The 14952-nt window shown below is 74.4% G+C and carries 15 protein-coding genes and 2 tRNA genes; 15 read left to right on the forward strand and 2 right to left on the reverse strand.

The features are described from left to right. The first annotated feature begins 39 nt into the window (after positions 1-39). The 6 genes from gltX (at position 40) to CYJ76_RS04855 (ending at position 4856) form a co-directional block, all read left to right on the forward strand. Entirely contained in the window at positions 40-1620 is a 1581-nt protein-coding gene (gltX, locus tag CYJ76_RS04830) for a glutamate--tRNA ligase (RefSeq protein WP_101849411.1), read from the forward strand. A gap of 143 nt (positions 1621-1763) precedes the next feature. Then, positions 1764-1838, forward strand: a tRNA-Gln gene (locus CYJ76_RS04835). Positions 1839-1923: 85 nt separating this feature from the next. Further along, positions 1924-1996 (forward strand) — tRNA-Glu (locus tag CYJ76_RS04840). Positions 1997-2288: 292 nt separating this feature from the next. Continuing rightward, positions 2289-2609 carry an HU family DNA-binding protein gene (locus tag CYJ76_RS04845; protein WP_101849412.1) on the forward strand — a complete coding sequence of 107 codons (321 nt, stop codon included), beginning with the start codon at positions 2289-2291 and terminating at the stop codon, positions 2607-2609. A gap of 80 nt (positions 2610-2689) precedes the next feature. Next, positions 2690-3691 (forward strand): NAD(P)H-dependent glycerol-3-phosphate dehydrogenase, encoded by a 1002-nt coding sequence (locus tag CYJ76_RS04850; RefSeq protein ID WP_101849413.1) that lies wholly within the window; start codon positions 2690-2692, stop codon positions 3689-3691. Positions 3692-3725: 34 nt separating this feature from the next. After that, positions 3726-4856, forward strand: a complete 1131-nt coding sequence (locus tag CYJ76_RS04855) for a D-alanine--D-alanine ligase family protein (protein ID WP_070703544.1) — start codon at positions 3726-3728, stop codon at positions 4854-4856. On the opposite strand, the gene CYJ76_RS04860 is transcribed toward CYJ76_RS04855, so the two are convergent. Then, the gene (locus tag CYJ76_RS04860; protein ID WP_101849414.1) at positions 4857-5348 is read right to left on the reverse strand and encodes a DUF3515 family protein; all 492 of its coding nucleotides are present in this window, start codon (positions 5346-5348) and stop codon (positions 4857-4859) included. It abuts the gene before it with no gap. Between the two features lie 22 nt (positions 5349-5370). Here CYJ76_RS04860 and thiL point away from each other — a divergent pair, with 22 nt between their 5' ends. After that, positions 5371-6342: a thiamine-phosphate kinase gene (gene thiL, locus CYJ76_RS04865; protein ID WP_101849415.1), complete on the forward strand. Its 972-nt coding sequence runs from the start codon at positions 5371-5373 to the stop codon at positions 6340-6342. Positions 6343-6452: 110 nt separating this feature from the next. On the opposite strand, the gene rpmB is transcribed toward thiL, so the two are convergent. Continuing rightward, on the reverse strand, positions 6453-6647 hold the full coding sequence (gene rpmB / locus CYJ76_RS04870; RefSeq protein WP_070705701.1) for a 50S ribosomal protein L28: 195 nt from the start codon (positions 6645-6647) through the stop codon (positions 6453-6455). A 228-nt stretch (positions 6648-6875) separates the two neighbouring features. Between rpmB and CYJ76_RS04875 the strand changes: the two genes are divergently transcribed. From CYJ76_RS04875 to CYJ76_RS04910, 8 genes are all read left to right on the forward strand, one after another. Then, entirely contained in the window at positions 6876-8621 is a 1746-nt protein-coding gene (locus CYJ76_RS04875) for a DAK2 domain-containing protein (RefSeq protein ID WP_180802215.1), read from the forward strand. Positions 8622-8631: 10 nt separating this feature from the next. Then, positions 8632-10848, forward strand: a complete 2217-nt coding sequence (locus tag CYJ76_RS04880) for an ATP-dependent DNA helicase RecG (RefSeq protein ID WP_180802216.1) — start codon at positions 8632-8634, stop codon at positions 10846-10848. Further along, entirely contained in the window at positions 10848-11453 is a 606-nt protein-coding gene (rsmD, locus tag CYJ76_RS04885) for a 16S rRNA (guanine(966)-N(2))-methyltransferase RsmD (protein ID WP_083323427.1), read from the forward strand. Before CYJ76_RS04880 ends, rsmD begins: the two co-directional genes overlap by 1 nt. Then, positions 11450-11920: a pantetheine-phosphate adenylyltransferase gene (coaD, locus tag CYJ76_RS04890; protein WP_070703705.1), complete on the forward strand. Its 471-nt coding sequence runs from the start codon at positions 11450-11452 to the stop codon at positions 11918-11920. The genes rsmD and coaD overlap by 4 nt, the downstream gene beginning before the upstream one ends. 81 nt (positions 11921-12001) lie before the next feature. Next, entirely contained in the window at positions 12002-12562 is a 561-nt protein-coding gene (locus tag CYJ76_RS04895) for a YceD family protein (RefSeq protein ID WP_180802217.1), read from the forward strand. Next, positions 12559-13314, forward strand: coding sequence for a ribonuclease III (gene rnc / locus CYJ76_RS04900; protein ID WP_070703701.1), 756 nt, complete (start codon positions 12559-12561; stop codon positions 13312-13314). The genes CYJ76_RS04895 and rnc overlap by 4 nt, the downstream gene beginning before the upstream one ends. A 1-nt stretch (position 13315) precedes the next feature. Next, positions 13316-14209 carry a bifunctional DNA-formamidopyrimidine glycosylase/DNA-(apurinic or apyrimidinic site) lyase gene (gene mutM / locus CYJ76_RS04905; protein ID WP_070703699.1) on the forward strand — a complete coding sequence of 298 codons (894 nt, stop codon included), beginning with the start codon at positions 13316-13318 and terminating at the stop codon, positions 14207-14209. Further along, positions 14206-14913, forward strand: a complete 708-nt coding sequence (locus CYJ76_RS04910; RefSeq protein WP_202820454.1) for a hypothetical protein — start codon at positions 14206-14208, stop codon at positions 14911-14913. The genes mutM and CYJ76_RS04910 overlap by 4 nt, the downstream gene beginning before the upstream one ends. The last annotated feature ends 39 nt before the right edge of the window (positions 14914-14952 follow it).

The following is a 14952-nucleotide window of genomic DNA, read 5'->3' on the forward strand; positions in this document are numbered from 1 at the left end:
CGGGGACGAGGGGGCCGGCTGCCCTAGGCTGGAGCCACCATGACTGCAGCCCCTGACCAGACCGTCGCACCCGCCGCCCACGCCTCCGAGCACGCCGAGGCCACCGGCTCGGACGTGCGCGTCCGCTTCTGCCCCAGCCCCACCGGAACGCCCCACGTGGGCCTGGCCCGCACCGCCCTGTTCAACTGGGCGTACGCCCGCCACACCGGCGGCAAGCTCGTCTTCCGCCTGGAGGACACCGACGCCGCCCGCGACTCCGAGGAGTCCGCCCAGGGCATCCACGACATGCTCGAGTGGCTGGGTCTCACCCCCGACGAGGGTGTCCGTGAGGGTGGCCCGTACGCGCCCTACCGCCAGAGCGAGCGCCACGACCACCACGCCGAGGTGGCCCGCAAGCTGCTCGAGGCCGGCTACGCCTACGAGTCCTTCTCCACCCCCGAGGAGGTGGAGGAACGCCACAAGGCGGCCGGCCGCGACCCCAAGCTGGGCTACGACAACTTCGACCGGGAGCTCACGCAGGAGCAGAAGGACGCCTTCCGTGCCGAGGGGCGTGAGCCGGTGCTGCGCCTGCGCATGCCGGACGAGGACATCACCTTCACCGACATGGTGCGCGGCGAGGTGACCTTCCCGGCCGGCCAGATCCCGGACTACGTCATCGTCCGCGGCAACGGTGTGCCGCTGTACACGCTGGTCAACCCGGTGGACGACGCCGCGATGCGGATCACCCACGTCATCCGCGGCGAGGACCTGCTGAGCAGCACCCCGCGGCAGATCGCGCTCTACCGCGCGCTCATCGCCATCGGCGAGGCGGAGCAGGTGCCCACCTTCGGCCACCTCCCGCTGGTGCTGGGCAACGGCACCAAGAAGCTCTCCAAGCGCGACCCGGAGGCCAACCTCTTCCTCCACCGCGACCGGGGCTTCGTGCGCGAGGGCATGATCAACTACCTGGCCCTGCTCGGCTGGTCGATCGGGGGCGACCGCGACCTGTTCACCCCCGAGGAGCTCGTCGAGGCCTTCGACGTGCACGCCGTGAACCCCAACCCGGCGCGCTGGGACCAGAAGAAGGCCGAGTCCATCAACGGCGACCACCTGCGCCAGCTGGAGCTGGGTGACTTCACCGGCCGGATGCTGCCCTACCTGCAGGACGCGGGGGTGCTGCCGGACCGTCCCTCGATGGGGGAGCTGGCACGCCTCAAGGACGTGGCCGAGCTGGTGCAGACCCGTGTGCCGGTGCTCAGCGAGACCGTGCCGCTGGTGCGGCCTTTCTTCGTGGATGACGAGGCGCTGGAGCGGGACGAGGCCGCCGTGGCGGGCCTCAAGGAGGACGCGCCGCAGGTGCTGGAGGCCGCCGTGGCCGCTCTGGAGCAGCTGCCGGACACCCCGGCGGTCTCCCTGGGGGAGGACGGCGACGGTCCGCGCTGGGTGACGGCCGACATCGAGGCCACGCTGCGCGAGGCGCTGCTCGACGGGATGGGCCTGAAGCCCAAGGTGGCGTTCACGCCTCTGCGCGTGGCCCTGAGCGGCGCGAAGGTCTCGCCGCCGCTGTTCGAGTCGATGGAGATCCTGGGTCGTCCGTCGACGCTCGCACGCCTGCGCTCCCTTCGGGGGCAGCTGGCCTGACGCGGATCTCGCGACGGGGGACGGCCGATTGGCGTCCCCCGTCGGAGTTGTGTAAGGTATCGCCTCGGTTCGCCCCGCTGGGGAGAGCCGCTCACGACAGGTGAGGGAGCCCTCGGGTTCACCGATCTTGGCGCGAGAACCCTTGGGGTATGGTGTAATTGGCAGCACGAGTGATTCTGGTTCATTTAGTCTAGGTTCGAGTCCTGGTACCCCAGCCAGCAGCACGAGGAGATCTTCGGATCACCGAGATGCTGCAGAGGGCAAGCCCTTGTGGTAGAGTCCTCCAGTCGCAAAGAGCGACACGGCCCCGTTGTGTAGCGGCCTAGCACGCCGCCCTCTCAAGGCGGTAGCGCGGGTTCAAATCCCGTCGGGGCTACAGTTCAGAAGGACCCCGGTCTTCGGACCGGGGTCCTTCTGCATGTCCGGGTGATGCCTGTCCGGGGGAGGAGTCGTCCGACGGGGCGGCCGACCCTGGGTGCACCCAGGGTCGGCCAGAGGTGGCCCGAGCACCGGGCGCGTGGCCCCCGTCACGTCCGCGAGCGGGTTTGGTCACGGCTCGATTTCAGTTTCCCCGGGGGCTTGGTCAGGCGCCGATCGGGTGTCACAGTTCCCCACGAAGGGGGCTCACGGTCCCCGTCCCACACACCCTCTGACCGAAAGGGCGCGCCATGAACAAAGCGGACCTGGCCACCATCCTCGAGCCCGTCGTGGGTAGCCACCACGCGGCCTCGCGGGCGGTCGACACCCTCGTCGACGCGATGATCCGTGAGGTGGCGGCCGGGGGGACGGTGACGCTCACGGGGTTCGGCACCTTCGAGCGCGTGGTGCGTGCCCCGCGCACGGGGCGCAACCCCCGCACGGGCGACGTGGTCCGCATCGAGGCCACGGCCGGCCCCCGCTTCCGGCCCAGCCCCACCTTCCGCAAGTTCGTGGCCGACCCGGACTCGCTGCCCGCCGCGGGCCTGGCCGGGGGGCGCACCCGCCGCTGACCGCCTCGGACGGGCCGTGGACGAGCGGGCGGAGCACGTAGGCTGACCCTCGATCCCGACCCGACCCGTGGAGGAGCACGATGACGCGCGCCGCCGTCCTTGGAGCTGGCAGCTGGGGCACGGCCTTCGCCCAGGTGCTCGCCGATGCTGGCACCGAGGTGGTGCTCTGGGGGCGTCGCGCCGAGCTCGTGGAGGCGGTGAACGCCGACCACCGCAACGAGCAGTACCTGCCCGGGCACACCCTGCCGGAGTCGCTGCGGGCCACGGCCGACGCCGCCGAGGCGTGCCGCGGGGCGGACGTCGTGGTGCTCGCGGTGCCCTCGCAGACCCTCCGCGACAACCTCGTGGAGTGGGCGCCGCTCATCCCGGCCGACGCGACCGTGGTCTCGCTCATGAAGGGAATCGAGCTGGGCTCCGGCCTGCGGATGAGTCAGGTCGTCAGCCAGGCCGCCGGCATCGACCCGGAGCGGGTGGCGGTGCTCTCCGGCCCCAACCTGGCGCGCGAGATCGTGCAGCGGCAGCCCTCGGCCAGCGTCGTGGCCTGCACGGACGCGGCACGCGCGGACGCCGTCGCCGAGGCGTGCGACGCGCCCTACTTCCGCCCCTACACCTCCTCCGACGTGCTGGGCGCCGAGGTGGGCGGTGCGGTGAAGAACGTGGTGGCCCTGGCCGTGGGGATGGCCCAGGGGATGGGTTACGGCGACAACACCTCGGCCATGCTCATCACCCGGGGACTGGCCGAGATCACCCGTCTGGGCACGGCCCTGGGAGCCGACCCCACGACCTTCCTCGGCCTGGCGGGGGCGGGGGACCTCGTGGCCACCTGCTCCAGCTCCCTCTCGCGCAACCACCAGGTGGGCACCCGTCTGGGGCAGGGCGAGTCCCTGGAGGAGGTGCTCGCCTCGCAGAGCCAGGTGGCCGAGGGAGTGAAGTCCTGCCGCTCCATCCAGGCCCTGGCCGAGCAGCACGGCATCCCGATGCCGATCGTGCAGGCCGTGGTGGGAGTGGTGCACGAGGGGGTCTCCGTGGAGGAGACCGCGCACCGCCTCATGGCGCGGGTCCGCAAGGCCGAGAGGTACTGATGCGGTCCGCGCGGGTTGAGTACGATCCTGCGCGATGACTGCTTCGAACCAGACCCAGCCCGGGCGCCGCCGCGTCGCGCTCGTCTTCGGAGGCCGCTCCAGCGAGCACCCCGTCTCCTGCGCCACGGCCGCCAGCGTCCTGGCCGCCATCGACACCGACCGGTGGGACGTCGTGCCCATCGGCATCACGCGGCAGGGGCAGTGGGTCGTCTCCACGGCCACCCCCGAGGAGCTCACCATCGGCGCCGGGCACATCCCGGAGATCACCGGCGGTGAGGAGAACGTCATCGTGCCGCTGGGCTCCACCCACACCGACTTCCAGGTGGTGCGCCAGGGCCTGCCGCCGGAGGTGCTCGGCGAGGTGGACGTGGTGTTCCCGCTGCTGCACGGCCCGTTCGGCGAGGACGGCACCCTGCAGGGCCTGCTCGAGATGGCCGACCTGCACTACGTGGGCTGTGGCGTCGCGGCCTCGGCGCTCATGATGGACAAGCACCACATGAAGGTGGTGTTCGAGTCCGCCGGGCTCGAGGTGGGGCCGTACGTGGTCATCACCGACCGCCGCTGGCGTGCCGACCGGCAGGGGGCCTTGGACGAGGTGGCCGGCCTGCAGCTGCCGGTCTTCGTCAAGCCGGCCCGCGCCGGGTCCTCCATGGGCATCACCCGGGTGGACGACCTCGCGGAGCTGGAGGCCGCCGTGGAGGCCGCGCGGGAGCACGACCTCAAGGTGGTCGTGGAGGAGGGCATCGACGCCCGCGAGCTCGAGTGCGCGGTGCTCGACGGCCACGGTGCCGACGCCCCGCGGGCCAGCACGGTGGGCGAGATCGTCGTCTCCGGCGACCACGGCTTCTACGACTTCGAGGCCAAGTACCTCGACGAGTCCTCGACCACCCTGTCGGCGCCCGCGGACGCCCCGGAGCACGTCATCGAGGAGATCCGGCGGCAGGCCGTGGTGGCCTTCGAGGCGGCCGGGTGCGAGGGCCTCTCCCGCGTGGACTTCTTCGTCACACCCGACGAGCGCATCCTCATCAACGAGATCAACACGATGCCGGGCTTCACGCCGTACTCGATGTACCCGGCGCTGTGGGCCGCCTCCGGCATCCCCTACCCGGAACTCATCGACGAGCTGCTGACGCTGGCCCTGGAGCGCCCGCTCGGCCTGCGCTGATCAGCCGCAGCTGCGGCCGGTGGTCTTCAGGGCCCCGGCCGCGTCGGCGAAGTCGACCACGAGGTCCGAGGACTGCGGGTAGCGGCGCGGCACCAGCACCTCCAGGGCGGGGGTGCGGCCGTAGGTGACCAGGGCGATGCCGTCGTCGAGGTCCTCCACGACCCAGTCCACGCCCTCGATCGTGAGGCAGCGGTCGGTGCTGGGAGCGGGGGGCTCCACCCCGCAGCGCGCCACGATGGCGGGGTTGCCCCAGGCCGCGGCGCTGTCGCGGGCCTCCTCGGCGACCGGTTGGCGCACGGCGCCGGCCACCGCCTGCGGGTACCGCCCGGCTGCCTGGGCACAGGCGGGCTCCGCGGCCATGGGAGCGGGGGAGACCGCCACCTCGCCCCGGGAGCACCCGGCCAGGGCGGCCCCCGCCAGCACCGTGGCGGTCGCCGCCCGCAGGGGCCGGCGGGCGGTCCGGGCGCGGACGGTGCAGGGGTGGGGGAGCATCGGCACAGGGTAGCGTCGCCGCGTGGTCCAGACCCTTGCCGACGTCTCCGAGAACGAGCTGCTGCCGCGGATCTGGCGGCACCTGCCCACCACCGGCCCGGGTGTGGAGGTCGGCCCCGGGGACGACGCGGCGGTGCTGGTGGCCGGACCGGGTACGGTGGTGACCACCGACACCATGGTGCGGGGGGCCGACTGGCTCGACGAGTGGTCGACCGCCCGGGACGTGGGGGCCAAGGCGGTGGCGCAGAACCTGGCGGACGTGACCGCGATGGGGGGCCGCTGCACCTGGATGGTGCTCACCCTGGTGGCCGACGCCGCGACGCCCGTGCGGTGGGTGGAGGACCTGGCGCGCGGTGTGGGCGAGGCCGCGCGGCGCGCAGGGGTGGCCGTGGTGGGCGGGGACCTCTCCTCGGCCGCGCCGGGCACGCGGATGGTGAGCGTCACCGCGCTCGGGCGGGTGGCCGGCCGACCGGTGCTGCGCTCGGGGGCGCGGGCGGGGGACCAGGTGGCCGTGTCGGGGCCGTTGGGGCGGTCCGGGGCCGGCCTGGCCCTGTTGCAGCGGGGGGTGCTCGAGGGGCCGGGCAGCGCGGCGGCGGAGTGCCTGGCTCACCACCGGGCGCCGTGGGCGGACCCGGAGGCGGGGGAGGTGGCCGCCGGTGCCGGCGCGACCTCGCTCATGGACGTCTCCGACGGGCTGGCCCGTGACGGGGCCCGCATCGCGACGGCCAGCGGGGTGCGGCTCGTGCTGGACCGGGCCGGGCTGCAGCCGCTGGTGGACCGGCTGGCCCCGGCGGTCGGGGAGGGGGGGGCGTGGGAGGCCGTGCTGACCGGCGGGGAGGAGCACTGCCTGCTGGGCACCTTCCCGGCCGGGGGGGTGCTACCCCAGGGGTGGCACCGCATCGCGTGGTGCGAGGAGGCGGAGGGGCCCGACGGTCCCGCGGTCACGCTCGACGGGCGCCCGGTGGAGGGTGGCTGGGACCACTTCCGGGCCTGAGGACCAGTCCGCCGGGGGCGGGGGCGACGGCCCGGGTACGCGACAGGGCGCCCCGAGGGGCGCCCTGTGTGCGTCGTGCGAGGTGCGGCGGGGCCGCGCTCACCGGTGGGTCAGCGAACGACCTTGCCGGCCTTGAGGCACGAGGTGCAGGCGTTGATGCGCTTCACGGTGGCGAGGTTCTCGCCGACGCGGGCGCGCACGCGCTGGATGTTCGGGCTCCAACGGCGCTTGGTGCGGCGGTTGGAGTGCGAGATGTTGTGACCGAAGCTCGGTCCCTTGCCGCAGACGTCGCAGGTGGCAGCCACGGTTCTCTCCTGAGTGATCGATGGTCGAATGGGCCCCGACCGGGGGTTCCGCAGGGCCCGGATCCTGGTGGATCCTGCATGCGGGAGGTCACGGGCAACCGGAGAATCATAGCGGACCACCGCAGTCGGGGCCAACCGGGGCGGTTGTCGGTGGCGGGTGCGACCATGTGCGGGTCCATCGGGAGCGCCCGTGCAGGCCTCCCGCCTCGCTCGCCCAGGAGACCCACCATGGCACCCGGTCCGCGTCGTCGCCTCACGGCCACCGACGCCCGTCGCTGGCTGCTCAACGTGCGGGGTGGACTGCGTCGGGCGGCGCCGGCCCTCGACGCGGTCAACGTCTTCCCGGTGGCCGACGGCGACACCGGGACCAACATGTTCCTCACCGTGGACACCGGCCTGCGCACCGCGCCGGCCTGGGACGCCCAGGACGTGCACGCCAGCATCGACGGGCTGGCGCGGTCCATCCTCTGGGCGGCACGGGGCAACAGCGGCGTCATCCTCGCCCAGCTCATCGCCGGAGCGGCCCAGGAGGTGGTGCGCGGTGCCGCGGGCGACGACGCCGGTGGGCTCGACGGGTCCGGGCTGGCGCGGGCCCTGGCCCGGGCGGACGCTTCGGCCTGGCAGGCCGTGGCCACCCCCGAGCAGGGCACCATCCTGAGCGTCTCGCGGGCCGCGGCGGACGCCGCACGGGAGGCGGCCGCCGCCGGGGGAGAGCTGGACGAGGTGGTGCGCCGGACCTTCGACGCCGCGCAGGTGGCCCTGGCACGCACGCCCGACCAGCTGCCGGCCCTGCGCACGGCGCACGTGGTGGACGCCGGTGCCGCCGGGCTCGTGGTGGCGTTGCGGCACCTGGTGGTCACGTGCACCGGTGAGGACCCGCAGGCGCCCGGGCTGCTGTGGCTCGGCACCCCCGCGGACGGTGGGCTGCCGCTCCCCGAGGTCCCCGGCGAGGGATCGACCGGGGAACAGGCGCGCGTGGGCGAGGACGCCGGCACAGAGGCCGCAGGGCCCGGCGAGTCCCGGGGTGACGACGGAGCCGAGGGCTCGGTGGACACCGACGAGGAGCGGGACACCACGGCGTCGCGCTCCACGCTGGAGGTGGTGCTCAGCACGACCCTGCCCGAGGCGGCCGCCCGCAAGGCCGACCGTGTGGTCAAGCGGCTGCGCCGCCGGCTGGCGGACCTGGGGGACTCCGTGGTGGTGGCCGGCGCCGGCCGGCACTGGCGGGTGCACGTGCACGTGGCCGACGCGCCCACGGCCTCGAGGGTGACGGCACTGTGCCGCAAGGTGGGCGAGGTGGCCGACGTGCGCACCGAGAGCCTGGACGGCGCCCACGCGAGCCGGAGCGAGGTGGCGCTGCTGGTCGCCGCTTCCGGGGTGGGGCTGGTCGAGGTCCTGCGGACCGCGGGTGCAAAGGTGGTGCGCTCCTCGCCCGGCCGGCGGGCCGGCATCGGGGAGCTCGTGGAGGCCGTGCTCGCCTGCGGGGCCACCCGGGTGGTCTTCCTGCCCGGGGACGGCCAGCTGGTGCTGCCCGCCCAGGAAGCGGCTCGTCTCGTGGCCCAGCAAGGCGTGTGGATGCAGGTGGTCGAGAGCCGGACGCTGCAGGGCACCGTGGCCGCCGTGGCGGTGTGGGACCCCGCCGCCGACGCGGAGAAGGCCGCGCGGGCCCTCACCGCCGCGGCGGGGGCCACCCACGACGGGGCGGTCCGGGCCCTCCCCGGGGGCGGGGTCGTCGGCACCGTGGGTTCGCGCGAGGTGGCCCGCGGCGAGGACGTGGCCGACGTGCTGCCGGACGTGCTGGCCGAACTCCCCACCCGCGGCGTGGAGCTCGCCACCGTGGTGCTCGGGGAGGAATTGGACCCTGCCGTGGGGCGGGCCGTCGAGTCGAGCCTGCGGCTGCGACGCCGTGGCCTGGAGGTGCAGGTCGTCGAGGGCGGGCCCCGGGCGTTCCCGGTGCTCGTGGGGCTCGAGTGAGGGGGCCGGCGTGGTGACCTGGGACGCCCGGCTGCCGTCCGTCATCGGGGAGCGGGAGGCCAAGCGGCTGGAGAAGGAGCGCGGCCTGCGGACCGTGGGCGACCTGGTGCAGTTCGTGCCCACCCGCTACCTGGACCCCGAGCGGCCGGCGGCGATGGCAGACCTCACCGTCGGGGAGAGCTCGGTGGTGGTGGGCACCGTGGTCTCCGCGCAGCAGGTGCCGATGCGCAACCAGCCGCGGCGCAAGCGGCTCGTGGTGCAGACGCGCGACGACGCCGGGGGCCGGTTGACGGTGGTCTTCTTCACCGCCTTCGGGCACACCACCCGCCTCGTGCCCGGGGCGAGGGTGATGTTCATCGGCACCGTGGGGGAGTACCGCGGCGCGCTGCAGATGACGCACCCCGACTACGTGGTGCTGGAGTCCGCCGGCGAGGAGGCCGGCGCGTTCGCCGAGCCGGCCGAGGGCCTCATCGGGCTGTACAAGGAGGTCAAGCAGCTCACCTCCGTGCAGGTCGGCCAGGCCGCCGCCATGGCCCTGCACGCCCTGGACGAGGCACCCGACGTGCTGCCCCCCTCGGTGGCCGCTGCGCAGGGGCTCACCGCGACCGAGGCGTGGACGCTGCTGCACCGCCCGGCCGACTGGTCCGACGTGCAGCGGGCCCGGGCGCGGCTGCGCTTCTCCGAGGCGTTCGAGCTGCAGGTGGTGCTGGCCCGGCTGCGGGCCCGGCACGAGGCCGACCCGGCCACGCCGCGTCCGCGGCGCGAGGGCGGCGTGGCCGCCCGCTTCGACGCCGCCCTGCCGTTCGCGCTCACCGCCGCGCAGGAGCGGGTGGGGCGCGAGATCGCCGAGGAGATGGGGCACACCCACCCGATGCACCGGCTGCTGCAGGGAGACGTCGGCTCGGGCAAGACGATGGTGGCGCTGCGGGCCATGCTGCAGGCCGTGGACTCCGGCGGGCAGGCCGCGATGCTCGCCCCCACCGAGATCCTGGCTACCCAGCACCACCGCGGCCTCGTGCGGGCGCTGGGCGACCTCGCCACCGCGGGCCGGCTCGCCGGGGGCGTGGAGGTGCGGCTCCTCACCGGCTCCATGACGGCCTCGCAGCGGCAGAAGGTGCTGCTGGACACTCTGGCCGGCGAGGTGGACGTGCTCGTGGGCACCCACGCGCTGCTGGAGGACTCGGTGACCTTCGCCGACCTGGCCCTGGTGGTCATCGACGAGCAGCACCGCTTCGGCGTGGAGCAGCGTGACGCGCTGCGGGCCAAGGCCGACCCGCCCCCGCACCTGCTGGTCATGACCGCCACGCCGATCCCGCGGACCGTGGCCATGACGGTGTTCGGCGACATGGACGTCTCGGTGCTCGACGAGCTGCCCGCAGGCCGGCAGCCGGTGGCCACGCACGTGGTGCCGGCCGACAACGTCGTGTGGACCGAGCGGGCGTGGGACCGCATCGCCGAGGAGGTGGCGGCCGGGCGCCAGGCGTTCGTGGTGGCCTCCCGCATCGACACCGCCGAGGAGGAGTCCCCCGCGACGGACGACGACCCGGCACGGGGCGACGTGCGCGAGGTGCCCGGGCAGCCCGCGCTGGTCGACCCCGACGCGCCCGTGGCCGAGCCGCGCCCGCCCGCGGTGGGCGTCGAGGACCTGCTCGTGACCGCCCGGGAGAAACTCGGCGGGCGGGGGGTCCGGGTGGAGATGGTGCACGGCCGCATGCCCACCGACCAGAAGGACACCGTGATGTCGTCCTTCGCCGCCGGCGAGGTGGACGTGCTCGTGGCCACCACCGTGGTGGAGGTGGGCGTGGACGTGCCCAACGCCACGGTGATGCTCGTGGTGGACGCCGACCGGTTCGGCATCGCCCAGCTGCACCAGCTGCGCGGCCGCATCGGGCGTGGCGGGCACCCCGGCCTGTGCCTGCTCATGACGCACGTGGCCACCGGCCCCACCCACGAGCGGCTGGAGCGCGTGGCGTCCACGACCGACGGGTTCGAGCTGGCCCGGGCCGACCTGGAGATGCGCCGCGAGGGCGACGTGCTCGGTGCTGCGCAGAGCGGCCGTTCGGGACTGGAGTACGTGCGCGTGCTGCACGACGCCGAGCTCATCGGCCAGGCGCGCGAGGCCGCCCGGGCGTACGTGGAGCAGGACCCCGAGCTCACCGCGTGGGAGCCGCTGGCCCGCGCGGTGGCCGCCCGTGACGAGAGTGCCGCCTGGTTGGAGCGCAGCTGATGAGGATCATCGCCGGGGCCCACGGGGGCCGCCGCATCGAGGCACCGCGGGGCGCCGACACCCGCCCGACGAGCGACCGGGTGCGCGAGGCGCTCTTCGCCGCCCTGGAGCACGAGGGGGTGCTGCGCGACGCGTGGGTGCTCGACCTCTTCGCCGGGTCCGGCGCGCTGGGGCTCGAGGCCGCCAGCCGGGGCGCGCGACGGGTGGACTGCGTGGACCAGGCGGCGCCCGCGGCACGGGTGGCGCAGCAGAACGTCCGGGCCCTGGGCGTGGGCGGGGCCGTGAGCGTGCACCGGCGTGGCGTGCAGGCCTTCCTCGAGGCCGGGCGCGCGCCCCTCGTGGGTGAGGGCACCGACCTGCCCGACGGCGGCCGCGTGGTGCTCGCGCTGCTCGACCCGCCCTATCCCCTCGGCGAGGAGGAGCTGGCCGGCGTGCTGCGGGCGCTCGCCGAGGACTGGCTGGCCCCGGCCGCCGTGGTGGTGGTGGAGCGCTCCTCGCGCAGCCCCGAGCCCACCTGGCCGGCCGGTCTTCGGCGCTTCCGCCGCCGCGACCACGGGGAGACCACCCTGTGGTTCGCCGAGCCGGATGACACGATGGAGGCGTGACCACCGCCCTGCTGCCCGGCTCCTACGACCCGCTCACCAACGGCCACCTCGACGTGGTGCGCCGCGCCGCCGCCCTCTACGACCGCACGGTGGTGGCGGTGGTGCACAACCCGGAGAAGACCGGCATGCTGCCCGTGGCCGAGCGGGTGCGCGTCATCGAGGAGTCCGTGGGAGACCTGCCCGGGGTGGAGGTCTCCGCCCACACCGGCCTGCTCGTGGACGTGGTCCGCGCGGTCGGCGCCGACGTGGTGGTCAAGGGCATCCGCAGCGAGACCGACTACGCCTACGAGCAGCCGATGGCGGCCATGAACCGGCACCTGTCGGGCATCGAGACGCTGCTGCTGCCCGCCTCCGGCGAGGTGGCGCACGTGAGTTCCACCCTGGTGCGGCAGATCTCGGCCGGCGGGGGCGACGTCTCCGACCTCGTGCCGGCCCCGGTGCTGGCGGCGCTCGCGGCCCGCGCCTGAGCGCGACGGCGCCGTGGGGGAGGGCCGGGGCACAGCGCCTGACCGGCGAGGTCGTCGGTGCCCTGTGGGACGATGGGCCGCATGATCGAGCTCGACCGTCGGCACCCCCTCGCCCTCGACCTGCGCAGCTTCGGACGCCGCGCCGGCACCACCGAGTCCGGGGAGTTCGAGGTCCCGGCCCCCGAGGGCATCGGCACCGACGTGATGGCGGTGGAGCCCGGCTCGCCGCTGGGGCTCGACCTGCGTCTGGAGTCCCTCGTGGACGGGGTCCTGGCCTCCGGCACCGTGACCGCCACCGCGCGCGGCAACTGCGTGCGCTGCCTCACCGACCTCGACGAGCCCGTGGACACCGACTTCCAGGTGCTCTACGTGTGGCCCGGGGGGCGCGAGGACGGCGAGGAGGTGGACCCCGAGACCCAGGAGGACGTCCGCGAGATGGAGGGCGACCTCATGGACCTCGAGCCCGCCGTGCGCGACGCCGTGGTGCCCACCTTCCCGTTCCAGCCGGTCTGCTCCGAGGACTGCCCCGGCCTGTGCGACCGCTGCGGCGAGCGGCTGGCCGGCGACCCGGACCATGCCCACGAGGAGCTCGACCCCCGCTGGGCCGCCCTGGCCGACCTGACCCGCTCCGACGACCAGTGAGCCCGGCCGCACGACCCGTCTCCGAGCTGGCCGACCGCCTCGAGGAGGTGGTCGGTGCCCGCGTGGACGAGGACCTGCTGCTGCGGGCGGTGACGCACCGCTCGTACAGCTACGAGAACGACGACGCCCCGCACAACGAGCGCCTGGAGTTCCTCGGGGACTCCGTGCTGGGCCTGGTGGTGACCAACCACCTGTACCGCTCCAACCCGGACCTGCCCGAGGGCGAGCTGGCCAAGCTGCGCAGCGCCGTGGTGAGCGCCCGGGCCCTCGGCGGCGAGGCCGGCCGCCTGGAGCTGGGCAGCTACTTCCGCCTCGGCCGGGGCGAGGAGGGCTCCGGCGGGCGGCAGAAGAACTCGATCCTCGCCGACGCGGTGGAGGCCGTCATCGGGGCGGTGTACCTCTCGGTGGGGCTCGAGGCAGCGACCACCGTGGTGCACCACCTGCTCGACGAACTCATGGAGCGCTCGCAGACGATGGGCGCCGCGCTGGACTGGAAGACCAGCCTCCAGGAGCTCGGCTCCGCGCGCGGTCTGGGGCTGCCGGAGTACCGCATCACCGACTCCGGCCCGGACCACGCCAAGGTCTTCGAGGCCACGGCCCTGCTCGGCGGGGAGCCGGTGGGCACCGGCACCGGGCGCACCAAGAAGGCCGCGGAGATGATGGCCGCCGAGGCGGCTTGGGAGCACTTGAACCCCCAGGGCGATGCGGGTGAGGACGGTGGCGCCCCGGCCGCGTCCTCCGAGGTCGCCTGAGGTGCCTGAGCTCCCCGAGGTCGAGGTCGTCCGCGCCGGTCTGGCCGACCACGTGGTGGGCCGCCGCATCGCAGTGGCCGAGGTGCGCGGCGAACGCGTGGCCCGGCGCCACGCAGGTGGGGCCGCGGCCCTGGCCGAGCGCCTCACCGGGCGCACGCCCACCTCGGCCGAGCGGCGCGGCAAGTTCCTCTGGCTCGCCCTCGACGACGCCTCGGCGCTGGTGACCCACCTGGGCATGAGCGGCCAGATGCTCGTGCTGCCCCCGGACGACCCGGCGGTGCGCCACGAGCACGCCCGCCTCGACTTCGAGGACGAGGGCCCCTCGCTGCGCTTCGCCGACCAGCGCACCTTCGGCGGGTGGTCCGTCGAGCCGCTGGTGACCGACCCCTTCGGCGGCGACCACCCCGGCGGGGTGCCGGCGAGCACCACCCACATCGCGCCCGACCCCTTCGAGGCCGTCTTCGACGCCGAGGTCGTGGCCGCCCGGCTGGTGACGCGCCGTGGCCCGGTGAAGCGCGCCGTGCTCGACCAAGGTCTCGTCAGCGGCGTGGGCAACATCTACGCCGACGAAGCGCTGTGGCGCACCGGCGTGCACGGGGAGCGCCCCGGCACCGCGCTGACCCGCCCGGCCGCGCGCCGCCTCATCGGCCACCTGCAGGACGTCATGGCCGAGGCCCTCGAGCAGGGCGGCACCTCGTTCGACGCCCTCTACGTCAACGTCAACGGCGCCAGCGGCTACTTCGACCGCCGCCTGGCGGTCTACGGCCAGCAGGGCCGTCCCTGCCCGCGGTGCGGCGCCACGGTGCTGCGCTCGCCCTTCGACGGCCGCAGCTCCCACTGGTGCCCCGCCTGCCAGACCCGCCCGCGCCACGCGCCTAAGGGGGACGTCCGGTGAGTGGCGAGTGGGTGCCCGACCACCTCGAGGCCGATGCGGTGCAGGCCTCCATCGACCGGCTGGCCCGCCGCATCCGCGCCCGCTTCCCCGAGCGCTCCCTGGCCGGCGTGGCCGACCACCTGCGCTCCCTGGCCGACGAGGTGGAGGACACCTCGGACTCCAGCCGCCTGCGGCTGCGGGTGATGCGCTGGGTGACCGGCCTGCTGGCCGCCGCTCTGGCCGTGGCCACCGCCGTGGTGGTGGGGCAGGTGGTGCTCGACCTGCGCGCCGACGGCCTGGGAGAGCCGGCCGACCTGCTGGCCCTGCTGGAGACCGGCGTCAACGACCTCGTGTTCTCGGCCCTGGCCATCTGGTTCCTCATGATGGCGCCCGCACGCCACGAGCGCTCCCGCATGCTCGGGCTGCTGCACCGGCTGCGGTCCACGGCGCACGTCATCGACATGCACCAGGTGACCAAGGACCCCGAGCACCTGCGCGCCGACTACGTGCCCACCGGCGCCTCGGTGCGCGACCCCATGACCCGCGAGGAGATGGCGCACTACCTGGACTACTGCGCCGAGATGCTCTCGATGGTGGGCAAGGTGGCCGCCCTGTGCGCCGAGGCCTCGGGCGACGACGTGGTGCTGGACACGGTCTCGGACGTGGAGTCGCTGGCCAGCGACCTGGCGGCGCGCATCTGGCAGAAGATCTCGGTTCTGCCCTGAGCGCGCGTCGTCCGGGGTGCGGGCACCGGCCGGGGCTGT

The sequence above is a fragment of the Kytococcus schroeteri genome, assembly GCF_002847825.1.
GTDB classification, from domain to species: domain Bacteria; phylum Actinomycetota; class Actinomycetes; order Actinomycetales; family Dermatophilaceae; genus Kytococcus; species Kytococcus schroeteri.

Bases quoted from the DNA above. Each gene is read 5' to 3' on its own strand.
- gltX (WP_101849411.1), top strand. From the start codon at position 40: ATGACTGCAGCCCCTGACCAGACCGTCGCACCCGCCGCCCACGCCTCC.
- CYJ76_RS04845 (WP_101849412.1), top strand. From the start codon at position 2,289: ATGAACAAAGCGGACCTGGCCACCATCCTCGAGCCCGTCGTGGGTAGC.
- CYJ76_RS04850 (WP_101849413.1), top strand. From the start codon at position 2,690: ATGACGCGCGCCGCCGTCCTTGGAGCTGGCAGCTGGGGCACGGCCTTC.
- CYJ76_RS04855 (WP_070703544.1), top strand. From the start codon at position 3,726: ATGACTGCTTCGAACCAGACCCAGCCCGGGCGCCGCCGCGTCGCGCTC.
- CYJ76_RS04860 (WP_101849414.1), bottom strand. From the start codon at position 5,348: ATGCTCCCCCACCCCTGCACCGTCCGCGCCCGGACCGCCCGCCGGCCC.
- CYJ76_RS04875 (WP_180802215.1), top strand. From the start codon at position 6,876: ATGGCACCCGGTCCGCGTCGTCGCCTCACGGCCACCGACGCCCGTCGC.
- rsmD (WP_083323427.1), top strand. From the start codon at position 10,848: ATGAGGATCATCGCCGGGGCCCACGGGGGCCGCCGCATCGAGGCACCG.
- CYJ76_RS04895 (WP_180802217.1), top strand. From the start codon at position 12,002: ATGATCGAGCTCGACCGTCGGCACCCCCTCGCCCTCGACCTGCGCAGC.